26 protein-coding genes are annotated in these 22,712 nt (G+C 30.6%); 25 read left to right on the top strand and 1 reads right to left on the bottom strand.

Features of this window, described 5'->3' with window-relative positions:
• The first annotated feature begins 15 nt into the window (after nt 1-15).
• The 18 genes from QVZ41_RS03445 (at nt 16) to trmB (ending at nt 15,081) form a co-directional block, all read left to right on the top strand.
• Nucleotides 16-1,098 carry an acyltransferase family protein gene (locus QVZ41_RS03445; protein ID WP_302883148.1) on the top strand — a complete coding sequence of 361 codons (1,083 nt, stop codon included), beginning with the start codon at nt 16-18 and terminating at the stop codon, nt 1,096-1,098.
• Nucleotides 1,099-1,148: 50 nt separating this feature from the next.
• A complete protein-coding gene (locus QVZ41_RS03440; protein ID WP_302883147.1) occupies nt 1,149-2,102 on the top strand; it encodes an NAD(P)H-dependent flavin oxidoreductase in 954 nt (317 codons plus the stop codon).
• Between the two features lie 69 nt (nt 2,103-2,171).
• A complete protein-coding gene (gene porW, locus QVZ41_RS03435) occupies nt 2,172-4,322 on the top strand; it encodes a type IX secretion system periplasmic lipoprotein PorW/SprE (RefSeq protein WP_302883146.1) in 2,151 nt (716 codons plus the stop codon).
• 33 nt (nt 4,323-4,355) lie between these two features.
• A complete protein-coding gene (locus tag QVZ41_RS03430) occupies nt 4,356-4,793 on the top strand; it encodes a bactofilin family protein (protein ID WP_302883145.1) in 438 nt (145 codons plus the stop codon).
• A gap of 31 nt (nt 4,794-4,824) precedes the next feature.
• Nucleotides 4,825-4,974, top strand: a complete 150-nt coding sequence (locus QVZ41_RS14580) for a hypothetical protein (RefSeq protein WP_420896119.1) — start codon at nt 4,825-4,827, stop codon at nt 4,972-4,974.
• 7 nt (nt 4,975-4,981) lie between these two features.
• Nucleotides 4,982-5,395: a DUF6168 family protein gene (locus QVZ41_RS03425; RefSeq protein ID WP_302883144.1), complete on the top strand. Its 414-nt coding sequence runs from the start codon at nt 4,982-4,984 to the stop codon at nt 5,393-5,395.
• A gap of 102 nt (nt 5,396-5,497) precedes the next feature.
• Nucleotides 5,498-6,670: a F0F1 ATP synthase subunit A gene (gene atpB / locus QVZ41_RS03420; protein ID WP_420896118.1), complete on the top strand. Its 1,173-nt coding sequence runs from the start codon at nt 5,498-5,500 to the stop codon at nt 6,668-6,670.
• A gap of 35 nt (nt 6,671-6,705) precedes the next feature.
• Complete coding sequence (locus QVZ41_RS03415) at nt 6,706-6,903, top strand: ATP synthase F0 subunit C (RefSeq protein WP_073118003.1); 198 nt, start codon at nt 6,706-6,708, stop codon at nt 6,901-6,903.
• A 101-nt stretch (nt 6,904-7,004) separates the two neighbouring features.
• Complete coding sequence (locus tag QVZ41_RS03410) at nt 7,005-7,505, top strand: F0F1 ATP synthase subunit B (RefSeq protein WP_302883142.1); 501 nt, start codon at nt 7,005-7,007, stop codon at nt 7,503-7,505.
• A 7-nt stretch (nt 7,506-7,512) separates the two neighbouring features.
• Nucleotides 7,513-8,067 (top strand): ATP synthase F1 subunit delta, encoded by a 555-nt coding sequence (gene atpH / locus QVZ41_RS03405; RefSeq protein WP_302883141.1) that lies wholly within the window; start codon nt 7,513-7,515, stop codon nt 8,065-8,067.
• Between the two features lie 26 nt (nt 8,068-8,093).
• Nucleotides 8,094-9,668, top strand: coding sequence for a F0F1 ATP synthase subunit alpha (gene atpA, locus QVZ41_RS03400; RefSeq protein WP_302883140.1), 1,575 nt, complete (start codon nt 8,094-8,096; stop codon nt 9,666-9,668).
• Nucleotides 9,669-9,754: 86 nt separating this feature from the next.
• Nucleotides 9,755-10,615 carry an ATP synthase F1 subunit gamma gene (gene atpG / locus QVZ41_RS03395; RefSeq protein WP_302883139.1) on the top strand — a complete coding sequence of 287 codons (861 nt, stop codon included), beginning with the start codon at nt 9,755-9,757 and terminating at the stop codon, nt 10,613-10,615.
• A 193-nt stretch (nt 10,616-10,808) separates the two neighbouring features.
• Nucleotides 10,809-11,318, top strand: coding sequence for a hypothetical protein (locus tag QVZ41_RS03390; RefSeq protein WP_302883138.1), 510 nt, complete (start codon nt 10,809-10,811; stop codon nt 11,316-11,318).
• Between the two features lie 41 nt (nt 11,319-11,359).
• On the top strand, nt 11,360-12,760 hold the full coding sequence (locus QVZ41_RS03385; RefSeq protein ID WP_302883137.1) for a 7TM diverse intracellular signaling domain-containing protein: 1,401 nt from the start codon (nt 11,360-11,362) through the stop codon (nt 12,758-12,760).
• A 92-nt stretch (nt 12,761-12,852) separates the two neighbouring features.
• Nucleotides 12,853-13,266 (top strand): hypothetical protein, encoded by a 414-nt coding sequence (locus QVZ41_RS03380; RefSeq protein ID WP_302883136.1) that lies wholly within the window; start codon nt 12,853-12,855, stop codon nt 13,264-13,266.
• Nucleotides 13,267-13,375: 109 nt separating this feature from the next.
• On the top strand, nt 13,376-14,101 hold the full coding sequence (locus QVZ41_RS03375; RefSeq protein ID WP_302883135.1) for a metallophosphoesterase family protein: 726 nt from the start codon (nt 13,376-13,378) through the stop codon (nt 14,099-14,101).
• A gap of 89 nt (nt 14,102-14,190) precedes the next feature.
• Entirely contained in the window at nt 14,191-14,400 is a 210-nt protein-coding gene (locus tag QVZ41_RS03370; protein ID WP_073117994.1) for a DUF6341 family protein, read from the top strand.
• A gap of 9 nt (nt 14,401-14,409) precedes the next feature.
• Nucleotides 14,410-15,081 (top strand): tRNA (guanosine(46)-N7)-methyltransferase TrmB, encoded by a 672-nt coding sequence (trmB, locus tag QVZ41_RS03365; protein ID WP_302883134.1) that lies wholly within the window; start codon nt 14,410-14,412, stop codon nt 15,079-15,081.
• A gap of 30 nt (nt 15,082-15,111) precedes the next feature.
• Here the strand turns inward: trmB and QVZ41_RS03360 are convergent, their stop codons facing one another.
• Nucleotides 15,112-15,930: a hypothetical protein gene (locus QVZ41_RS03360; protein ID WP_302883133.1), complete on the bottom strand. Its 819-nt coding sequence runs from the start codon at nt 15,928-15,930 to the stop codon at nt 15,112-15,114.
• A 43-nt stretch (nt 15,931-15,973) separates the two neighbouring features.
• On the opposite strand from QVZ41_RS03360, the gene QVZ41_RS03355 reads away from it, so the two are divergent.
• The 7 genes from QVZ41_RS03355 to QVZ41_RS03325 all read left to right on the top strand — a co-directional run bounded on the left by QVZ41_RS03355 (nt 15,974) and on the right by QVZ41_RS03325 (nt 22,670).
• Nucleotides 15,974-16,306: an MGMT family protein gene (locus QVZ41_RS03355; RefSeq protein WP_302883132.1), complete on the top strand. Its 333-nt coding sequence runs from the start codon at nt 15,974-15,976 to the stop codon at nt 16,304-16,306.
• 160 nt (nt 16,307-16,466) lie between these two features.
• Nucleotides 16,467-17,138: a DUF4331 family protein gene (locus QVZ41_RS03350; RefSeq protein ID WP_302883131.1), complete on the top strand. Its 672-nt coding sequence runs from the start codon at nt 16,467-16,469 to the stop codon at nt 17,136-17,138.
• 20 nt (nt 17,139-17,158) lie between these two features.
• On the top strand, nt 17,159-17,707 hold the full coding sequence (locus tag QVZ41_RS03345; protein WP_302883130.1) for a DUF4331 family protein: 549 nt from the start codon (nt 17,159-17,161) through the stop codon (nt 17,705-17,707).
• Nucleotides 17,708-17,777: 70 nt separating this feature from the next.
• Nucleotides 17,778-19,073: a tetratricopeptide repeat protein gene (locus QVZ41_RS03340; RefSeq protein ID WP_302883129.1), complete on the top strand. Its 1,296-nt coding sequence runs from the start codon at nt 17,778-17,780 to the stop codon at nt 19,071-19,073.
• Between the two features lie 12 nt (nt 19,074-19,085).
• Entirely contained in the window at nt 19,086-21,305 is a 2,220-nt protein-coding gene (locus QVZ41_RS03335; protein ID WP_302883128.1) for a TonB-dependent receptor, read from the top strand.
• A 112-nt stretch (nt 21,306-21,417) separates the two neighbouring features.
• On the top strand, nt 21,418-22,188 hold the full coding sequence (locus QVZ41_RS03330; RefSeq protein WP_302883127.1) for a hypothetical protein: 771 nt from the start codon (nt 21,418-21,420) through the stop codon (nt 22,186-22,188).
• On the top strand, nt 22,185-22,670 hold the full coding sequence (locus tag QVZ41_RS03325) for a PIN domain-containing protein (RefSeq protein WP_302883126.1): 486 nt from the start codon (nt 22,185-22,187) through the stop codon (nt 22,668-22,670). The genes QVZ41_RS03330 and QVZ41_RS03325 overlap by 4 nt, the downstream gene beginning before the upstream one ends.
• The last annotated feature ends 42 nt before the right edge of the window (nt 22,671-22,712 follow it).

Below are 22,712 nucleotides of genomic sequence, written 5' to 3'. Positions count from 1 at the left end.
TACCCCCTAGTAGAGTTGAGAAATATAAGTCCCCAGATTTTAAATACAAAACCTCATTTTGAAATATTAGATGGATTACGAGGTTTGGCAGCCATAGTAGTAGTAGTTTTTCATTTTATGGAAATAGCTATTACGGATTATAGTAATAATTTTATTGCTCATGGTTATTTAGCGGTAGATTTCTTTTTTTGTTTGTCGGGTTTTGTAGTTTCATACGCTTATGATAATCGTATGGCAGAAATGAGCTTGATGACTTTTTTAAAAAAAAGACTAATTCGTTTACAGCCGTTGGTTATTGTAGGCTCTGTTTTAGGATTGCTTACATTTATGGTAGATCCCTTTAGTAATTTACCATCGGTATATGGGTTTAAAGATACTGTGTTAATTTTTATAACATCAATATTTATGATTCCTTATCCTGTAATGCCAGAGAGATATTTTAATTTATTTAGCTTAAACGCACCAAGTTGGTCTTTATTTTGGGAATATATAGCCAATTTATTATATGCTGTAGTATTTATTAAAGTTACTAAAAAGGTGTTGATTTTATTGGTTTTGTTAGCATCTATAGGTCTTTGTTATACAGGCTGGGTTTCTGGTAATTTAGCTGGAGGATGGGGTGGTTCAAATTTCTTTGATGGCTTTGCTCGTATTTCCTTTTCTTTTTTAATGGGGATGCTGGTGTATCGTTCTCATTGGATTATTAAAAATAATTTAGGTTTAATAAGCATGAGTGTTTTGTTAATGATTGCGTTTTTAATTCCTTATAATGATGCTTGGAATTGGTTCATAGAACCTATAGTAATAATTTTTTATTTTCCTTTGTTAGTCGCTTTAGGTGCTGGAGCAACTTTAGATGGTAGATATGAAAAAATAAATAAATTTTCAGGAAATATTTCTTATCCGTTATACATGACACATTATCCATTTGTTTGGGTGTTTTTAACGTATGTAATTGTAGAAAAACCAAGTTATGAGCAATTATGGTTAGTTATTCCTGTTTCTGTTATATTATTAATAGGTTTATCTTATCTAGTGTTTAGGTTTGTAGATTTTCCTGCAAGACGTTTTTTAACAGATAAAATAAATTTATATTAAACTTTAATAGTGATTTAAAAGTATATATTTAAGCTAATAAAAACCTTTTTATGCCACAATCTAAAAAACTACAAGAGTTACTAGGAATAGATTTACCGTTTTTGGTAGCTCCTATGTTTTTAGTTTCAAACACAGCCATGGTTGTTGCAGCCATGAAAAGAGGAGGAGCAGGTTGTATTCCAGCATTAAATTATAGAAAAATATCTGAACTAAAAGCAGCAATTAAAGAAATGAAAGCTGCAAAACCCCCAAATGGAGCGTTTGGAATTAATATTATTGTCAATCCATCAAACTTAAAATATAGAGAACAACTAAAAGCTTGTTGCGAAGAAGGAGTAGACTTTATTATTACTTCTTTAGGAAGTCCTAGAGAAGTGATTGTAAAAGCTCGTAGAGCGGGTATCAAAGTTTTTTGTGATGTAGTGAATTTAGATCACGCCCAAAAAGCAGAAAAATTAGGTTGTGATGCATTAATTGCAGTCAACAATAGAGCGGGTGGTCATAGAGGGACATATCCTCCAGATGTTTTGATTAAAGAATTGGTAGAAAATACAAATTTACCAGTGATTTCAGCAGGAGGAATTGGAACCAAAGAAGACTTAGATATGGTATTGTCTTATGGAGCTGCAGGAGCTTCAATCGGTAGTCCTTTTATTGCTTCAGAAGAATCATTGGTGTCAAAAGAATACAAACAAGCTTGTGTAGATTATGGAGCTGATGACATTGTAATGACTAAAAAAATATCAGGTACTCCCTGTACGGTTATCAATACTCCTTATGTAAAAAAAGTAGGTTTAGATGAAACTTGGCTAGAAAAAAAACTACACAAATACGCTTTTTTAAAAAAGTGGATTAAGCTGTTGAGGTATATAAAAGGAACACAGGATGTGGTGAATTCAGCACAAAAAGTAACCTATAAAAATGTTTGGGTGGCAGGCCCTAGTATTCAGTATACTTCTAAAATAGAGCCTATTTCTAAAATAATAGATAGATTTGTAGCTTAAGCACAATGCGATTAAACACAGAACGTTATATTTGTGTTTAGACGAGCAACTATTTATCTAATTATTTTTGTGAAATACTTCATTTTATTCATATCAACACTATTTTTAATTTCGTGTAGTACACGTAAGGATAAGTTCTTAAATAGAAAATTCCATGCCTTGGTAACCAAGTACAATGTTTTGTATAATGGTAAGAATGCTTTTGAAAAAGGATTAGAAAAAGTAGAAAGTACTTATAGTGATGATTTTACAAACGTATTGCCTATTGAGCCTTTTAGCTTTTATGCAGAAGAAAGAGTAGATGATGATGTAAAGCCCATTGGACAATCTGACTTTGAAGAAGCTGAGGAAAAAGCAGTAAAATCTATCCAAAAGCACTCCATGCTAATTGATGGAGAAGAAAAAAACCCACAAATTGATGAAGCGTATTTACTGTTAGGTAAATCTAGATACTATACCAAAAGATTCACACCTGCTTTAGAGTCGTTCGAATATATTATTAAAAACTATCCAAGCGCTAGCTTGATATACGAAACCGTAGTTTGGAGAGCCAAAAGTAATATTCATTCAGGAAATGTGAATTTTGGTAAAAAAGCCTTACTTAGATTGTTAACATCATCAAGATTAACCAATGAAGTGAGACAGCAAGCGGAGTTGGGAGTTGTCATGGCTTACGAGCAAACTCCAGATAGTATAGATCAGAGAATAGCGCATTTAGAAGCTTCTTTAGATGCTGTAGATAAGGGAGTAATGGCTTCAAGAGCAGCTTTTGTTCTAGGTCAATTGTATAGAAATAAAGGTGATATTGAGTCTTCTGACGAAGCTTTTGAAAAGGTTATTAACACTAAAAATGGATTGTATAAATATAAACTACAGTCAAAATTAGAAAAGATCAATAATCATATTGAAGATTATAGTACTCAGGAATTTTTAGAAGAAGTTGATCATTTAATTTTTGTGAGAAAAAACAGACCTTATGTAAATAAATTACTTTTTCAAAAAGGTTTGATTTATGAAAAGGCAGATTCTATTCAACTTGCCAAAAGTTATTATGTGCAATCCATACAAAAATCAGAACAAGACATACATCAGGAAATGATTGCTTATGAGCAGTTGGGGGATATTTCTTATGGTGAAAAGAATTATAAATTTGCAAAATCTTACTACGATAGTTTGATTGATGTTTCTAAAAATGAAAAATCACTTAGAGTGATTCGCATCAAAAGAAAATCTAATAGTTTAGAAAAAATAGTAACTACTATTGAAGCAGCAAATAAGAATGATAGTTTGTTAAAAGTAGCAAGTCTTAGTGAAAGTGAATTGAATACTTTCTTTCAAGCGTATATTGATGGAATAAAACAGGCTGAAAAAAATCAAAGAATTAAAGAGTTAAAAGCATTAGCGGCTCAAAACAGAGCCACAAATAAAGCTGGGGCAAATAGTTGGTATTTTTACAACAGCAAATTGAGAACTGAAGGGAGAGAAGAATTTCAAAAAATATGGAAACCTTCTAGAAAAGATGGTAATTGGTTTGCTTCTTCATTGTTTACTTCTATTGGAAGTGCTAAAACAGAGGAAAAAGGAAAAGACAGTTTACAGACGAATAGCACAACCAAATATGATGTTACTTATTATACTTCTCAAATAAATAGAGATCCTAAGTTTTTAGATAGTATTACAAAAAGCAGAAACTTAAATTATTACGAGTTAGGAAATGCCTATTACAATCAGTTAAAAGAAAAGGATTTAGCTGTTGAGAAATTAAAACAACTTATTGCATTTAATTCTTCTGATGATTTAAAAATGGGAGCATATTATAGGTTGTATAAAATTTATAAAGAAACAGGAGAAGAACAAAATTCTGACTATTACAAACAAAAATTACAAGAAGAGTTTCCTAAATCATCATTTACAAAATTAGCGAATAACGTTGAGGAGTTAGCTGTTGATGAAGAAGAAAATGAATACATAAAATGTTATGAAACTATATATGAGCTGTATTTGTTGAATTCATTTGAGGCGGCTTTAGAAGAAGTTAATCTTGCTAAAATTAAATATGCTGATACAGATTTAGCTCCAAAATATGCGTTACTACATGCATATATTGTGGCTAAAATAGAAGGCAAAGAAGCTTTTAAAAAGTTGTTAGAAGAAATAAAATTAAGGTATCCTAATACAGACGAAGCAAAAAAAGCATTGGAGTTCTTAAATAATAAGTAACTTTGAGAAATAACTATTTAAATACAACAGTCTATGTTTAATTCAGATAAAAAGAAAACATCAGGACAACAAGATGATTTGGCAATGGAGAGAAATAGAATTTCTAAAAAATCTACTTTTAAAGGAGAGATAGTTTCTCAAGGAGATTTTAGAATTGATGGTACTGTTGAAGGACATTTAACAACAACAGGGAAAGTGATTATTGGACCCGATGGAAGAGTTTTTGGGAAAGTTAAATGTGTAAATGCCGATATAGAAGGTTTTTTTGATGGGCATTTAGAAGTAAAAAACTCATTGTGTTTAAAGCCAAGTGCCAAGGTATCAGGTGAAGTTTATATGGAGAGTTTAACTGTTGAGCCAGGAGCTATTTTTAATGCAAATTGTAAAATGCTAAGCTCTATTAAAGAATTAAATACTAAAGCAGTTGAAACCACAAAAGAAACAAAACAAAACATTTCGGAAATTTCTTAGATTTTCTGGAATTGGAGTTCAGTTAGGAGTTATGATGTATTTGGCATCTTTAATTGGACATCATTTAGATGCAAAGTTTTCTTTAGAAAAACCTTGGTTTACATTATTGTTTATAGTAGTTGCACTAATTATTTTTGTGCTGGTGCTTATGAGACAACTAAACAAACTTAATAAAGAATAGATTTTTAATGGTTAAAACTAATATTAAAAACATTATCGTTTTGGTAGTGTTAAATATTGTAGCGTTTATAGTGCATCATCAGTTTATAAATACTTCAATTCAGGCGGAATTAGCACCAGTAGTAGATATAAAATTTTCTTATTTGACAAATGCAATAGCCTCCTTAAGTGTGTGTGTTGCTATCTTATTTTTAAAGAAAAAATACGAAGATCAAATAGGATTTGTGTTTTTAGGATTAAGTGTTGTTAAAATGATTTTGATATTTGTTTTACTAAATCCTACCAACGATATGGGGAATGTAGCGAAGATTGATGCCTTAGCCCTGTTCATCCCTTTTGGGTTGAATTTAGTGATGGAACAAATTTTTATAGTAAAGTTGTTAAAAATTAGTGATTTAGCTAAAGAGTTAAAGAAATCATAAAGTTTTTGAATTTTACATAATTCGCAGTTGAAAACTAATAGTTTTTTTAAATTATTGTTTACATTTGCACAAATTTTGAAAACAATCAATATTCACGAGAGAATGATAGGAAAATTGAACCTAAAAGTTTTGGTGGTCTTAATGCTAGCATTAGTACCGTCGTTTACAATGAATGCAAACGATGATCAGCATCAATCAGGTGCTTATCACGAAGAAGCAACACATCACGAGAATAATGAAAATGCTCATAAAGCACTTCCACATTCTGAAGAAGAAGGGTACAATGATGGGGTAAATACTAAAGATGAAGTTGCTGATTATATTCAACATCACTTAGGAGATTCTCATGATTTTGTGTTTTTTTCAGATGAAGCAGCAGGTCACCACTATGGTTTTCCTTTGCCAATTATTTTAGTAGATAATGGTTTAAAAGTATTTATGTCTTCAGAATTCCATCATGGAGATAAGGTAGTTACAAAAGGAGATGCTCACTACAGATTATATCACGGAAAAATATACAAAACAGATGCTGAAGGAACTATTGAGTATGACGAACATCATCATCCAACCAATGCAAAACCTTTAGATTTATCTATTACTAAAAATGTATTTTCAATTTTAGCAATTTCTATTTTAATGCTTTTATTGTTTAGATCATTGGCTAAAGGATATAAGAACGGACCAATTCCAACAGGATTTGCAAGAGTTTTAGAGCCATTAGTGATTTTTGTTAGAGACGAAATTGCAAGACCTAATATTGGAGAAAAGAAATACCGTAAATTTATGGGATTCTTATTAACTGTATTTTTCTTTATTTGGATTACAAACTTATTAGGATTAACGCCATTAGGAATTAACGTAACTGGAAACATTGCTGTAACCATTTGTTTAGCATTATTTACATTTATAATTGTTCAGTTTAGTGGTAACAAAGATTATTGGAAACACATTTTTTGGATGCCAGGAGTACCAGTTCCAATGAAAATTGTATTAGCTCCAATTGAGGTGTTAGGAATGTTTACAAAGCCTTTCTCATTATTAATTCGTTTATTTGCTAACATTACTGCTGGTCATACAGTTGTAATGGGGATTTTAGCAGTTATCTATATTGGTAAAGAAACGTTAGGTACCGGAGGGAGCATAGGAGTATCGTTGTTTTTAACTTTGTTTATCAACGTTATTGAATTATTAGTTGCGTTTTTACAAGCATACATCTTTACAATGTTATCTTCATTGTTTATTGGTATGGCAGTTGAGGAACACGACCATCATTAAGAATTTTTTTGTTTAATTATTTATAGATCATTATTATGACAACAATTCCAGGATTAGTAGGAGCAGGTTTAATCGTTATCGGTGCAGGTTTAGGTTTAGGTAAAATTGGTGGTTCAGCAATGGACGCTATCGCTAGACAACCAGAAGCTGCTAACAAAATTCAAACAGCAATGATTATCATCGGAGCCTTATTAGAAGGTTTGGCTTTTGGTGCATTAATCTTAGGGAAATAATTCCCTTCCAAAAAAAGCAAATACTATCTACAACGGTTGGTTGTAGATAGTATTTAAACATTAAACAGAATTAAAACAAACTATATATAAAACAAACATCAATGGATAAGTTAATTAACGATTTTTCATTTGGTCTATTTGTCTGGGTATCAATTATATTTGTGGTATTGATCATTTTGATGCGCAAATTTGCTTGGAAACCAATTTTAGAGGCATTAAACTCAAGAGAAGAGGGGATTTCAAATGCATTAAAAGCTGCTGAAAACGCAAAAAAAGAGTTAGAAGCATTAAACGCTGACAACGAAAGAATTTTAAAAGAAGCAAGAGCTGAAAGAGATGTAATGTTAAAAGAGGCTCGTGAAATAAAAGAAAAAATAGTTTCTGAGGCTAAAGGAGAGGCAAGTGCTGAAGCAGAGGCTATCATTACCAATGCAAAAGCAACTATTGAATTAGAAAAGCAAGCTGCATTAACTGAATTAAAAACTCAGGTAGCAGGAATTTCTATTGATATTGCAAAAAAAATAATCAAAAGTGAATTAGCTTCAGAAGAAAGTCAATTGGCTTTGGTAGAGAAATCTTTGAACGAAGTTATTTTAAACTAATAAGAGCATGAGTACAAGAGCAGCATTGCGATATGCAAAAGCGATCTTAAATCTTGCAGAAGACAATAAAAGCGAAGATGCAGTAAATGCAGATATGCAATTAATTGCCGCTACTATTGCTGAAAGTCAAGACTTAGAGGTGATGTTAAAAAGCCCGATTGTAAAAACATCTGAAAAAGTGAATGCTTTGGAGGCTATTTTTGGATCTCAAATTAACACTTACACTTTAGGATTAATTAAGCTTTTAGGAGAGAAAAGACGTTTGGATATTTTGGCATTGGTATCAAAAAGTTACCAAGCCATATATAATCACTTAAAATCAATTAAAGTAGCACAAGTAATTACTGCAGTTCCATTAACAAAAGCTTTAGAATCAAAAGTAATTGATAAAATAAAGGCGTTAACAGGAAGTGTAACAACTATTGAAAACATTATTAATCCTGAGATTATAGGAGGATTTGTGTTGCGTATTGGAGATATTCAGTATGATGCAAGTGTTTCAAGAAGTTTAACATTGTTAGAAAGAAGTTTTGACAACAGTCAATTCATATCAAAAAATTAAAAAATACATCAAATAATAAAAATAAGATGGCAGCAATAAACCCAGCTGAAGTATCAGCAATTTTAAAAGAGCAGCTAACTAGTTTTGAATCTAAAGGTTCTTTAAACGAAGTTGGTACTGTATTACAAATTGGAGATGGTATTGCACGTGTATACGGATTAGCGAATGTGCAGTATGGTGAATTAGTAGAGTTTGAATCAGGTTTACAAGGAATTGTATTGAACTTGGAAGAAGATAATGCAGGAGTTGTATTATTAGGACCTTCTTCAGAAGTATCTGAAGGTTCAACTGTAAAAAGAACTGAAAGAATTGCTTCTATCAATGTAGGTGAAGGAATTGTAGGACGTGTTGTTGATACTTTAGGAAATCCTATTGATGGTAAAGGACCAATTGCAGGAGAAACTTTTGAAATGCCGTTAGAGCGTAAAGCTCCTGGGGTTATTTTCCGTGAGCCAGTAACTGAACCATTACAAACTGGAATTAAATCTGTAGATGCCATGATACCTGTTGGACGTGGACAACGTGAGTTAATCATTGGAGACCGTCAGACTGGTAAATCTACTGTTGCTTTAGATACCATCTTAAATCAAAAAGAGTTTTACGATGCAGGAGAACCAGTTTACTGTATTTATGTTGCTATTGGACAAAAAGCGTCAACCGTTGCATTAATTGTAAACTTGTTAGAAGAAAAAGGTGCATTAGCTTATACTACTGTAGTAGCTGCTAACGCTTCTGAACCTGCTCCAATGCAAGTATATGCTCCGTTTGCAGGTGCTGCAATTGGAGAATATTTCCGTGATACAGGAAGACCAGCTTTAATTGTTTTTGATGATTTATCTAAACAAGCAGTTGCTTACCGTGAGGTTTCATTATTATTAAGAAGACCACCAGGACGTGAGGCTTATCCAGGGGATGTTTTCTTCTTACACTCAAGATTATTAGAACGTGCTGCAAAAGTTATTGGTGATAACAAAATTGCTTCTCAAATGAATGATGTACCACCTTCATTGGTAGGTAAGATAAAAGGAGGAGGATCTTTAACGGCATTGCCAATTATTGAAACTCAAGCAGGAGACGTTTCTGCATATATTCCTACAAACGTAATTTCTATTACCGATGGGCAAATCTTCTTAGATGGAGATTTATTTAACTCTGGAGTTCGTCCAGCTATTAATGTTGGTATTTCTGTATCACGTGTAGGGGGTAATGCTCAGATTAAATCTATGAAAAAAGTATCAGGTACTTTAAAATTAGATCAAGCACAGTTCCGTGAATTAGAAGCGTTTGCTAAGTTTGGATCTGATTTAGATTCTGCTACTTTGTCTGTAATTGAAAAAGGACAACGTAACGTAGAAATTTTGAAGCAATCTCAAAATGATCCTTACACTGTAGAAGATCAAATTGCAATTATTTATGCAGGATCCAAGAACTTATTAAAAGATGTTCCAGTAAATAAAGTTAAAGAGTTTGAGGCTGATTATATCCAGTTCTTAAACACAAAGCACAGAGATGTGTTAGATTCTTTAAAGTCTGGTAAATTAGAGCAATCTTCTTTAGACGTTTTAGAAGCTGTAGCTGCTGAAGTATCTGCAAAATATTAATGAATTAGAGACTAGCATTGAGTACTGAGATGTGAGGCGAACTCATTTTCTCAGTACTTTGTACTCATTACTCAATACTAAAAATAATGGCAAACTTAAAAGAAATTAGAAACAGAATTACCTCTATTGGCTCTACAATGAAAATTACGAGCGCAATGAAAATGGTATCTGCTGCAAAGTTAAAAAAGGCACAAGACGCTATTACTGCCATGCGTCCTTACGCTAATAAATTAACTGAGTTATTACAAAATTTAAGTGCTACTTTAGATGCAGAAGCTGGTGGAGTTTATGCTGAGCAAAGAGAGGTTTCTAAAGTTTTGTTAGTTGTTGTTTCTTCAAATAGAGGTTTGTGTGGAGGTTTTAACTCATCTATAGTTAAAAAAACAGAGCAAGTTATTAAAGAGAAATATCAAGGTAAAGAAGTTACTTTATATACTATTGGTAAAAAAGCAAATGATATTTTGTCTAAAAGGTATAAGGTAGTTGAAAACAATACTCATATATTTGATGATTTAACTTTTAACAACGTTACTGTTATCGCAGAGCAATTAATGCAAATGTATGCAGATAATAAATTTGATAAAATAGAGGTTGTTTATAATGTATTTAAAAATGCAGCAACTCAAATTGCTACTTTAGAGCAATTTTTACCAATTGAACCAGTAGAAATTGAAGGAAACACAACTTCTGATTATATCTTTGAGCCATCAAAAGAAGAAATAGTTGAAACTTTGATTCCAAAGTCTTTAAAAACACAATTGTATAAAGCAATTAGAGATTCTTATGCTGCTGAACATGGTGCTCGTATGACGGCTATGCACAAAGCAACAGACAATGCGAAAGATTTAAGAGATGACTTATTATTAACATATAACAAAGCTCGTCAGGCAGCAATTACAGGGGAAATTTTAGAAATAGTTGGAGGAGCAGAAGCCTTAAACAATTAATAAAAATAAAACTTGTATAAAAGCAAAAACCCATAACATTCGTTATGGGTTTTTGCTTTTAAAATACACTCATAATTTAGTAAAATATTGAGTGTATAAATCTAATAGAATCGTTTTATTTATGAGTTGGTTTTTGTAATTTCTCCTTCGATTTAAAATAAGGCTTTATTGCTGTTAATTTTATCGAACTGCTATGAAAATATTACCTATTATTTGTTTGTTGTTTTTTCAATTGTCATACACACAAAAGTTAGAACAACCAGCTGAAAAACAGTCTTTTTGGACTACTATTTGGGGAGAATCTCCAAAAAATGGATTTAAGTTTTTACCATTTGCTACACATTTTCAAAAATCAAAAAATCCAATAATTCATGGAGCTTTTTATACAGCTGTGAATTATAAATCATGGGAATTATCCGCTTTTAACAATTCTTATAATGATTTTTCGATGTCTCTGTTTTATTTGAGAAAGATTAAAATCACCGAAAAATTTTCTATAGATTATGGAGGTGGATTTTTATATGGTTACAAAGGAAGATTACAAAAAGTAGATGCCATTCCTTTTAACAATACTTTTTTATATTCGGGAAATTTAAATCCAACTTATGGAATAGGCTTAGAGTATAGCTTGTCTAAAAAAATTTCAATTTCTGCTATGACCAATCCAGCAGTTATTATTTACGGAATAAAATACTATTGGTAAAGAATTATTAGCGTATTTTTGAGCATAATTAACTAAGAATTTTGGATTTATCTATTAAATTTAGTTTACTGTTTTGCTTGTTATTTCAATCAATTTATCCTCAAGATAAGTTAATAATAGATCATGAATTTAAATCAAAAGTGTGTACTCATGATTTGTATTATGTCCTAGATACATCAAAAAAATTAGAATTAGAAGAGATTGTAAATGATGCAGAATTTGCAATTAACAAAGAATCCTTTTTCAGGCAAACAGATTTAAGATTATGGTATAAGCTTAAAGTAAAAAATGTTTCTAAAGAAACAAAAAATCTCGTGTTTTCAATCAATGCAGAGTGTTTTAATGATTTAGAAGTATATCAGTACACAAACCATCAAGCTCAACAAATTTATTCTTTAAAAGATATCAAGGAAAAGGATATACAGATATCTACTTCTATTACTAATAACGAATTAGTAGAGTATTATTTTAAAGTCGATTTTACAAAAAGTACATATTTTCCATTGGAAATTTTTGAGAAAGAGGAGTTTTTAAAACATAAAACACAAAATCAATTAGAACTGGGTTTGTTTTATGGAATTTCATTTATTATTCTACTTATTAACATCTTTTTTTATGTTAACACAAAAGATAAGTTTTACATATACTATAGTTTTTTGTTATTAAGTATAATACTAATACTAGCAGAGATTGATGGTTTTTTTGCTGATTTTTTCTTTGTAAGATATATTGATGTTTTTTTACAGCTTATGTTGGTCATTTTTTTGACTTTGTTTACTAATGAAGCTGTTGGAATTAAAAAATTCTATCCGAAGATAATAACTATCATTTTTTTGTTAATCAGCTTAAACACCTTTTTTTATATCGTATTTGCATTGAATGATAATACATTATGGTACTCAGTAGGAAAAGTTTTAAATACTACCATATTGGTAATTTACTTGTTTTTAGGTTTTTTGTTGTTCAACAAGCAGGTCTATGCAAGATTTTTAGTAATAGGTTACCTTATTCTTTTTATTTCCAATATTTTGTACATACTTCCTTTTGATTTTGGAGTATACTATTTTGATTTTTCAAATAGATATCTTAAGATGAGTAGTTTATTTGAAATGGTCGTTTTTTTATATGCAATTTCATATCGTAACGGAGTAATTAAAAATAATTTGATTGAAAATATTAAAAAAAGCGACACATCCAAAAAAAAATCAAATGAAGAAATTTTTGAAAGTTTTATAAAAAAACATAATCTAACGCTAAGGGAAACAGAAATTGTAAATTATATCCTTTTAGGAAAAACCAATAAAGAAATTTCGGAAAAACTCTTTGTTCAAGAAGTAACCGTTAAATATCACATATCAAATATTTTTAGAAAATTAGATATAAAAAAACGTACAGAACTAACACCGATGTTCTTAAAATTTAAATCTGATCAGGAAATATAATGGAACCTAGACCTTAGTATAGGTTCTTTTATACTGTAGTATAGGCAAGTTTTAAAATAGATGATAGAGCTTTGTAGTAAATTCTTTTTATCATGATATTACCTGTTTATAAACATTTGCTAGCTAAAGAAAATTATAATTTTATTTCTAGTTCAGGGAATAAACAATTGTTTAAAACCCCTGACATATCGAATTACGAGTTAGATAAAACTCAAATCATATTAGATAAAATCATCCAGCAATTTATTACTAATTATGATGTTTATTTAGATCTTATGGAAGTTGAAGTTAGTGATGAAACAAAAAAACTTTTAAAGAGCTTAAAGTCATCTCACTATGATGCAAATTTATATAGACTTTCCTTTGAAGAACTCGTGTTGGATTATGATCAACTATTTTACCTTGTGATAAATAATTTGTTCATACAAAAAATATGTTTGTCAAGTGATGAGATTAAATTTTTTAATGATATAAAAAACATTAAAAATGAGATCATCATTAAATAAATTATAGTTACAAAATTAAATTTAAACTAAAAATTTTCATAAAAACCGTTAGTTACCGCTATCGGTTTTTTTATGTTTTATACTTATATTTAAACTCACAAAATTAATTATGGGTAGAACATTAGTTATAGGAGATATACACGGTGGTTTAAAAGCATTAGATCAGGTTTTTGAGAGAGCAAACGTAACTACAGATGATTTGTTAATTTTTTTAGGAGATTATGTTGATGGCTGGAGCCAATCTTTTGAAGTGATAAACAAACTAATTTCACTTAAATCTTCACACGATTGTATTTTCTTAAGAGGCAATCACGATGAATTGTTTTATGATTGGTTAACAAAATCTAAAGACAATCCTAATTGGTTGTTTCATGGAGGACAGGCCACCATAAATTCGTATAAAGACAGACCGTATAATTTTATTAAAATTCATATTCATTTTCTAGAAAATTTAGAGAACTATTATTTAGACAATCAAAATAGGTTGTTTGTTCATGCTGGTTTTACTAATGTAAGAGGTGTAGAGGATGAACATTTTACCAAAATGTTTTATTGGGACAGATCATTATGGGAAACAGCTTTGGCAAGTAGAAACTTACCTTTAGAAGATGATTTTTATCCTGAAAGATTAAAGTTGTACAAAGAAATATTTATAGGTCATACGGCTTTGTCTAAAATCAACATCAATCAACCATACCAAGCTGCCAATGTTTGGAATGTTGATACAGGAGCAGCTTTTATTAATCCTTTAACCATTATGGATGTGGATACTAAAGCATTTTGGCAAAGTGATCCACTACCAAGTTTATATCCTAATGAGAAAGGAAGAAATTAATTGTATTTAGATCTCTTAAAAAACACTTTTTAAGCAATTAAGTAACAATAACTTTTATTACTTTTGCTTTGCACAAAAATATTATCATTATGATCGCATTAAATATCTTTCACGCCATAGACGATTTATTTACAAAAGGATTATTCTTACCATTCAAAGCATTACGTTTTAGTGGTTCTTGGTGGGGATCTAACGCTATTAACTTTGTTTTTGTAATAGTAGCTTTAGTATATTTTGCTTATTGGATGAAAGAATCTAAAAAGTTTAAAGATACAGATACTGAAGATTTACCAAAATAAGAAACTGTATTGGGAAGTAAAAATAAGTTAAAACGTTTTAATGAAAACAAAACGTTTGAAAACGTTATACAGCCAACTAGAGAAGAAGTAATATCTGGATTTAAGTATCAAGGTAAGTGGAATGAATTCTTTGGAAATAACAATCCTATAGTTTTAGAACTAGGTTGTGGTAAAGGAGAATATACTGTTGCTTTGGCACAAAGAAATCCAAATGTAAATTATATAGGTATCGACATTAAAGGAGCTCGTTTTTGGCGTGGTGCTAAAACAGCTACCGAAGAGAATATACCTAATGTAGCTTTTGTTCGTACTCAAATAGAATTGGTTGATTTTATTTTTGCCGAAAACGAAGTAAGTGAAATTTGGATTACTTTTCCAGATCCACAAATTAAATACAAAAGAACCAAGCACCGTATGACCGGTGATGCCTTTTTAAAGAGATACCATAAGGTGTTAAATTCAGAAGGAATCATGCATTTAAAAACAGATAGTGAGTTTATGCATGGGTATACGCTAGGTTTGTTACACGGTCAAGGCCACGATGTTATGTATGCAAATCATGATGTATATAGACAAGAAGGTGCTCCAGAAGAAGTAACAAAGGTGCAAACCTATTACGAAAGTCAATACCTTGAAGTAGGAAAAGCCATTACCTACATAAAGTTTAAACTAAAATATTAAAAAAAGCCTCTGTTATAACAGAGGCTTTTTTTATAGATATATTTTTCCTCCCAAACCGAACATTTTATAGTGTACATTTCCAATGTTATAAAAATTAAACCCCGCTTGTATTGCGTAGTTACGTATATGATAATTAAAATTCAGGTTTGTTTGATAAATTCCGTTCTCAGAAAAAGGAGTTCCTCTATGTTCTAAACTAATACTTAATGGAACATTCATAAAATAGCTAATGCCAGTATTGTAGGTAAAATAAGCTTTATTTACTCCTGAATGAGCATAACTAACACCCAATCCGTAATGTAAACTTAAATGATTGGTTCTTATTCGGTAATAATTAGCCGTTAAATCATGTATGAAAAATTGGCTAGTATATTTTTTTGACTCTAATAAATATAGCTGGTTGTACTCAACACTAGCTCGTTCTAAAAACCTAAATTTTACATTTAAATTATTTCCATAAGTGTTACTCTGGTCTGTTAGAAATTGATTTGAAATGTCAAATCTGGTAAAAGCAACTTCATTTGCTTCAAAGGCATAATCTCCTTTTAAATTATTTAGGTAGGGATAAGGAGTAAGTTCCATATGAGAATGTTTCCCTTCCATTCCTGATTCTACAAAAAGACCATAGGTTAGATAGCCAGCTATAAATACAATTGGTTTTACAATAAGGTCATAAGCTAAATCATTTTTAAATGATGTTTGTTCTTCTTCTTTTTCAGATCCGGCTTCACTATAAGAAACTTCGTATACTAAATCTTTTTTTAAGTTGGTTTTTGCTTTGTCCAATTTCTGGGCATTGAATATCATGGGTAATAATGATAGGCCTAATAGCAGTAAGTTCTTTTTCATTTTTTTAAATTTGAGTTATCACAAAACATACCAAAACAATCTATTGGAAACAGATAAGCAAGATTTTTTTAAAAGAGTGCATCAAGTTGCAAAGTTGATTCCAGAAGGGAGAGTGACTAACTATGGTGCCATTGCTAAATATTTGGGAGCAGCAAAATCCGCTAGAATTGTAGGGTATGCCATGAATGCTTCTCACGGAGATATTAGTATTCCTGCACATAGAGTTGTAAATAGAATTGGAATGTTAAGTGGTAAACATCATTTTGATGGAACCAACCTAATGCAACAACTTTTAGAGAGTGAAGGAGTGCATGTAAAAGACAATCAAGTCCAAAATTTTGATGAAATTTATTGGGATCCGACAAAAGAACTTTAAATAAAAATATTTTTTCAAAATAAAAAAACACTGATATACAGGTGTTTATATATGTTTTTTGTTTTTTATAAAAAAAAAAATTAATTTTTTTAAAACCGTATTGAACATTCTCTCGTAAATAATTGTGTAAACGTTTTATTAACTAAAAAAACACACAATTATGAAAACACGTAAGATTTTATTAGGGCTAGCATCAATAGCGCTTGTGTCTGGAGCTATCATAGCAGCAGACCATATTGATGCACCAGCAGTTAAGGGAGGTACCAGTGACATTACAGACTTTTATGCTTTTCAAGGAGCTAACACAAACAATTTAGTTTTTGTAGCAAATGTTCAAGGATTAATTACTCCAGCAAATTCTGCATCGGCAAAGTTTGACAAAAACGTAATGGTTGAGTTTAACATTGACACGGATGGTGATAATGTTGAAGATTATGTAATTCAGGCAATTCCTGGTACAGATGATAAAATGTATGTATACGGACCTGCCGTGCCAAATGAAACGGGTAAAAACAGTACTTTATTATCAGATAATTACAAAAGTAGTGTTGCAATTACTCCTTATAAAACAGATGCAATTACAGCTACAACAAATGCATCATCAGTAAGTGGTGTTAAAGCTTTTGCAGGATTAAGAGATGATCCTTTCTTTATGGATTTTGCTCAATATTCTGCTATTGTAGGAGGTACAGCACCAGAAGGATTTAACAATCCAGGAACAGATACGTTTGCAGGTACAAATGTATTATCAGTAGTAGTAGAAGTACCAAAAAGTATGATTGGTGGTACGGGAACTATCAATACTTGGGTAACTACAAAAAGAAAACAATAACCTTTAAAACTGAAAAAATTATGATACGCAAAATAACAACAATAGGAATGATGTTATCAGTAGCAGTTATTTCATTTAACTGTTCTAATAACGACGATGATAATGATATGAAAGAGCCAATAGCTATGTATGCTCAAGAAGATCAAATGGGTAGACCAGCAGTAAACACTGTATTTGTTGCTTCGGCAGATAAAGATATGTTTAACACTACTGTTCCATCTAAACAAGGAGCAGCATTTGCCAGTAAGTTTAAAACAAATTTAGAAGCATTAAGTCCTGCATTTAATGAGAGTACAGATACAAATGCATTAGGTCAAACATCAACAGCTTTTACTAATTTGTTAGCTACTGATGTATTAAATGTTTCGTTAGATGGTAAAACTACTTTTTATGATGGAACCAATGTATTAACCGGTAGAGCTTTAGCAGATGATGTAATTACTGTAGAGTTATTATTGATTTTTGGTGGGGAAGACTTTACTGAAAACCCGGCATTATCTGATGATCATGTAGATGTAAATGATAAAGAATTCTTAACAAGTTTTCCATATTTAGCCTCTCCTTGGTAATAGTCAAATAAGCTTATTAAATGCTGGCTAAGCCAGCATTTAATAATTTTTAATCTAAAATCTTCACACTATGAAAACTATAAATTATTTATTTAAAACAACAAGTTGTATCTTTTTGCTGATGTTACTTATTTCTTGTAATCAAGAAAAAAAACAAGTAGTACAACTACAAGATATTCAACAGTATTTAGAGTTGTCTGAAGATGCATCACTTAAAAAATTACAAATTAATTTAAAATTTTGGGAAGATAAGTTAGCAGCTACTCCAACTCAGTTTACATACAATGCAGAAATTGCAGGAATAGAAAATCAATTGTTTTCAAAAACAGGAAATATAGAATATTTAAAGAAAGCAGAAATGCTGCTAAAGAACGCCGTGGAACGTTCAGGTTCTAAACAATCGGGTTATTTAAGAGCATTGGCCAGAAATTATATTTCACAACACCAGTTTAAAAAAGCATTAGATTTATTAGAAACCGCAGAAGCAAATGGAGATAAAAAACAAGAAACCATTAAAATGTTGTTTGATGTTCATTTGGAATTAGGAAACAACGATACAGCGAAGAAATATTTATCAAACATAGAAAATAAAAGGTCTTTTGATTATTTAATTAGAATAGCAAAATGGCAAGATCATGAAGGAAATTTAGATGCTACTATTTCTTATATGGAAGAAGCTTTGCAAGGGGCTAAAGAAAAAGGTTATGAAGAATTGGTTTTGTGGTGCGAAACCAACTTGGCTGATTATTATGGACATCATGGTGATATTGAAAAATCATATCAATATTATTTAAAAGCTTTGGAAAAAAATCCGGCGGATGTTTACGCACTAAAAAAAATTGCTTGGATTGCTTTTTCTCATGATAAAAATATCGATCACGCAAAATATATCATCTCAAAAGTAAAGAAACGTTATGTGGGTGCAGATCTAGATTTATTGGCGTACCAAATCGCATTATATGATAACAACTACATCAAACAAAATTTTGAAAATTATTGGTCTGAAGTTACAAAAGCAGGATACGGGCAGATGTACAATAAATATAATTTTGATATTTTGGAAGCCAATAAAGAGTATAAGCAAGCTTATGAGTTGGCTTTGAAGGAAGTAGAAAATAGACCCACAGCACAGTCGTACTCATTATTAGCTTTAGCAGCAGCACATGTAGAAAATCCATTAAAAGGAATGGAAATTATTGAAAAAAATAAGGTGTTAAAATCTTATGAACCAGAAGTACTGTTAAGAGTGGCAAAAGTATATGCACTTAACAACAAACAAGAATTGGTGAAACCGTTGAAAGAAGAATTATTAGAGGCAGAATTTGAGTTAGGACCTGTAAAAGCTATTGAAATAGAAAAATTATAAAAGTATAGAAAAATGAAAAAATTTAGCTGGGTGTTATTTTTATTAATCTCTGTAACAGGATTTTCGCAAACATTGCAAGGTGTTGTTTCAGATGAAAAGAACAGACCTGTAGAGTTTATGTATGTGATTAATCAAAGAACACAAAATCATGCACATACCAATTTTAAAGGGGTCTTTGAAATGGAACGCTTAAAGGTTGGTGATACGCTTGTTTTTAATAAAATGGGATTTGAAACCAAACAAATTGTTTATAATAAAAACACGAAGTTAAATGTTACTGTTAAAGCAAAAACGATTGATTTAGATCAGATAATGTTATCTCCAGAAATTAATGAAGATAAAATTATTACAAGTATAGATGTTGAACGTAATCCTGTAAAATCATCTCAAGAACTATTAACGAAAGTACCAGGTTTAATTATTGGTCAACACGCTGGAGGTGGAAAAGCAGAGCAAATTTTTTATAGAGGATTTGATATAGATCACGGTACAGATTTACAAGTAAACGTTGATGGAATTCCTGTAAACATGGTTTCTCATGCACATGGACAAGGATATGCAGATTTACATTTTGTAATTCCAGAAACAGTTGATAAAATAGATTTTAAAGCAGGACCATATCATTTTAGTCAAGGAAACTTTGCAACAACTGGAACGGTAAATTTAAAAAGTAAAGAAAATTTAGATCATAACTTAATTAAGCTAGAAGGAGGACAGTTTAATACCAAGCGATTGCTGTTTATGAATACTTTTTTAGATAAAACGGATGAAAGTGCTTATGTGGCTATTGAAAATTTAAACTCTGACGGAGCGTTTGAAAGTCCACAGAATTTTAAAAGATTTAATATTAATAGTAAATATTTTAAAACTTTTAAGAATACAAAGTTAGAGTTCTCATTTTCTCATTTTGTAAGTAGCTGGAATGCCTCAGGTCAAATTCCACAAAGAGCTTTAGATAATGGAACCATTACTCGTTTTGGGGCTATTGATGATACCGAAGGTGGAGAAACATCAAGAACCAATGTTTCTTTAAGAATGATTCAGAAATATGACGATAATTCGCAAATGAAACATTTTGCATATTATTCTAAATACAAATTTGATTTGTATTCTAATTTCACATTTTTCTTAAACAATCCTGTTGATGGAGATCAAATTTACCAGTCTGAAGGAAGAGATGTTTTTGGATACAATTCAGATTATCAAAAAGAAATGATGTGGGGAAATACTGAAGTTGTAATTAACGGAGGAGTTGGTGTAAGAACTGATATGGTAGGAAATAATCAGTTGTCTGAAACTAAAAACAAATCAGAAATATTACAAAGACTTCGATACGGAGATGTAAACGAAACCAATTATTTTGGATATGCTAGCGCAGCTTTTCAATTGAATAAATGGTCGGTAAATCCATCATTAAGATTAGATTATGTGTCTTTTGGATATCAAGATTTTATAGAAAATAATAATACAACAGGTTTTAAATTAAAAGAACAATCAGCAGCCATTCTAAGTCCCAGATTAAGTGTTAGTTATACGCCAAACAATTCTTTTCAGTCTTATTTCAAGGTAGGTCAAGGTTTTCATACCAATGATAGTAGATTGATTATCACTTCTCAGGCAAATGCTATTCCAAAAGCTTATAGTACAGATGCAGGTTTTGTATGGAAAACAACGCCAAAATTATTATTAGGATTAGATTTATGGGCGATGTTATCAGAGCAAGAATTTGTATATGTTGGAGATGCTGGAATTGTAGAGCCTAACGGAGCATCCGTAAGACAAGGAGTTTCTTTTAATACAAGATATCAGCCTATAAAAGCTTTATTTGTAAACTTTGATGTAAATTATACGCATGCAAGATTTAGAGATGAACCAAGTGGGCAAGATTATGTGCCTTTAGCTCCAGATTTTACTTTAAAGGGAGGAGTTTCTTATAAAAAAGATTTAGGATTTTATGCAGGAATAAATGCTTTACATATAAAAGATAGACCAGCCAACGAAGACAACTCTATTGTGGCAGAGGGATATACAGTAACCAATTTAAATATGGGTTACATTTGGGAAAAGTTTGAGTTGGGAGTACAGATTCAAAACTTATTTGATGTAGCATGGAACGAAACGCAGTTTGCTACAGAATCTCGTTTGCAAAATGAGACACAATCTGTGGAAGAAATTCACTTTACTCCAGGAACACCGTTTTTTGTAAAAGGAACCATCGCATATAAATTTTAGGATTTATAGTGAATTATAGTTGTAATGAAAAGCCCATTTGAATAAAATGGGCTTTTATTATTATGATAGATAAAAGCTATTTTTATTTTAAGTAATTTTGTATTTTAGAAAAGTGGAAGAACAAGGATACATAGAATTAAGAGTTAATAATACTGATAATACATTAACTCCTAAAGATATTGATATAAATGAGGTTAAAGACTTTATATCAGATATTGAGTCATTTCTGTATCCAAATCGTAGAGAAAAATTAAATAGACCACAAATATCATACGATATAGAAGAAGGGTCTGCTAAGCATAAGTTTTTTATGCCAATTACTGCTGTTATACTATTCAATGGATTAACAAGTGAAATAAAAAATAGAAATAATCTAGATTTCTTAGATTTCAAAAGACAAGCCATTATTGATAAATTTCAGAAGACAGCAAATAAAAATGGTTATACAATTGAGTTTAATAACTCAATGGCAAAAGAGTCAACTTTAGTAATAAGTGATTCAACTAATTTTGAAATGATTACTCCTGTTTTTTATATAAGTGAGTTTTATTTATATGGTGAAATATATCAGGAAGGTGGTAAAACTCCTAACGTACACATAAGTACTAAAAAATATGGTAATCTCACCATCTCAGCAACGAAAGAACAGATTGTAAATGGTGAGAAAAAAACATATAAAGCATATGGAGTGAAAGTCAGGGGTAAAAAAAGTTTTGAAGATGAGAATAAATTAACAGAACTAGAATTGATTGAGTTTATTAAATATAAACCTGTTTTTAATAGATCTCTCTTAAATAAAGTAATAGAAAAAGCTTCCGTAAACCTAAGTAAGATTTCTAATGTAGATACCTGGATCGATGATTTAAAAGCTGAAGGTATATGAAAGAACTAAACAGTGTATTAGTGGATAATTCTTTTTGTATTAGATTATTAAAAGTTGATGATGAACTACATCAAAATGCTGTTGATTACTTCGAATATTTTTTAGAAAATGATATTGAATTATATTTATCCACAATTGTTGTTAGTGAATATGCTGTTGGTGATAATCCTGATAACTTACTTTCGTTAAATGTATTTAGATTGTTGGAGTTTGACTATTCAGATGCTAAAATTGCAGGTAATTTTCTATCTACATTAAAAAGTTTAGGTAAGTTTGGTGATTATGGAACTAGAAAGGTTGTTATAAATGATATAAAATTATTTGCTCAAGTTCATAACCGAAAAATAGATGCATATATTACAAATGATATAAAATCTTTTAATAAAATGGTTGAGCCTTTGAGTAAGTCTCATAGCTTAAAATTTAAATTTATCGATTTGTCAATACCTCTTAATGTTAGATTAGGAAAGCTTGATTTATAATTACTAGTATAAAAAAGACCATCGCAAAACGATGGTCTTTTT

It is taken from the genome of Wenyingzhuangia gilva (genome assembly GCF_030519655.1).
Classification (GTDB): domain Bacteria; phylum Bacteroidota; class Bacteroidia; order Flavobacteriales; family Flavobacteriaceae; genus Wenyingzhuangia; species Wenyingzhuangia gilva.
The sequence above is the reverse complement of the archived record's forward strand: the minus strand, read 5'-3'. Positions and strand labels throughout refer to the sequence as shown.

What these genes read in the sequence shown, in the direction of transcription:
- QVZ41_RS03440 (WP_302883147.1), top strand. Translation starts at nt 1,149, where the DNA reads ATGCCACAATCTAAAAAACTACAAGAGTTACTAGGAATAGATTTACCG.
- QVZ41_RS03430 (WP_302883145.1), top strand. Translation starts at nt 4,356, where the DNA reads ATGTTTAATTCAGATAAAAAGAAAACATCAGGACAACAAGATGATTTG.
- QVZ41_RS14580 (WP_420896119.1), top strand. Translation starts at nt 4,825, where the DNA reads ATGATGTATTTGGCATCTTTAATTGGACATCATTTAGATGCAAAGTTT.
- QVZ41_RS03425 (WP_302883144.1), top strand. Translation starts at nt 4,982, where the DNA reads ATGGTTAAAACTAATATTAAAAACATTATCGTTTTGGTAGTGTTAAAT.
- atpB (WP_420896118.1), top strand. Translation starts at nt 5,498, where the DNA reads ATGATAGGAAAATTGAACCTAAAAGTTTTGGTGGTCTTAATGCTAGCA.
- QVZ41_RS03415 (WP_073118003.1), top strand. Translation starts at nt 6,706, where the DNA reads ATGACAACAATTCCAGGATTAGTAGGAGCAGGTTTAATCGTTATCGGT.
- QVZ41_RS03410 (WP_302883142.1), top strand. Translation starts at nt 7,005, where the DNA reads ATGGATAAGTTAATTAACGATTTTTCATTTGGTCTATTTGTCTGGGTA.
- atpH (WP_302883141.1), top strand. Translation starts at nt 7,513, where the DNA reads ATGAGTACAAGAGCAGCATTGCGATATGCAAAAGCGATCTTAAATCTT.
- atpA (WP_302883140.1), top strand. Translation starts at nt 8,094, where the DNA reads ATGGCAGCAATAAACCCAGCTGAAGTATCAGCAATTTTAAAAGAGCAG.
- atpG (WP_302883139.1), top strand. Translation starts at nt 9,755, where the DNA reads ATGGCAAACTTAAAAGAAATTAGAAACAGAATTACCTCTATTGGCTCT.
- QVZ41_RS03390 (WP_302883138.1), top strand. Translation starts at nt 10,809, where the DNA reads ATGAAAATATTACCTATTATTTGTTTGTTGTTTTTTCAATTGTCATAC.
- QVZ41_RS03380 (WP_302883136.1), top strand. Translation starts at nt 12,853, where the DNA reads ATGATATTACCTGTTTATAAACATTTGCTAGCTAAAGAAAATTATAAT.
- QVZ41_RS03375 (WP_302883135.1), top strand. Translation starts at nt 13,376, where the DNA reads ATGGGTAGAACATTAGTTATAGGAGATATACACGGTGGTTTAAAAGCA.
- QVZ41_RS03370 (WP_073117994.1), top strand. Translation starts at nt 14,191, where the DNA reads ATGATCGCATTAAATATCTTTCACGCCATAGACGATTTATTTACAAAA.
- QVZ41_RS03360 (WP_302883133.1), bottom strand. Translation starts at nt 15,930, where the DNA reads ATGAAAAAGAACTTACTGCTATTAGGCCTATCATTATTACCCATGATA.
- QVZ41_RS03350 (WP_302883131.1), top strand. Translation starts at nt 16,467, where the DNA reads ATGAAAACACGTAAGATTTTATTAGGGCTAGCATCAATAGCGCTTGTG.
- QVZ41_RS03345 (WP_302883130.1), top strand. Translation starts at nt 17,159, where the DNA reads ATGATACGCAAAATAACAACAATAGGAATGATGTTATCAGTAGCAGTT.
- QVZ41_RS03340 (WP_302883129.1), top strand. Translation starts at nt 17,778, where the DNA reads ATGAAAACTATAAATTATTTATTTAAAACAACAAGTTGTATCTTTTTG.
- QVZ41_RS03335 (WP_302883128.1), top strand. Translation starts at nt 19,086, where the DNA reads ATGAAAAAATTTAGCTGGGTGTTATTTTTATTAATCTCTGTAACAGGA.
- QVZ41_RS03325 (WP_302883126.1), top strand. Translation starts at nt 22,185, where the DNA reads ATGAAAGAACTAAACAGTGTATTAGTGGATAATTCTTTTTGTATTAGA.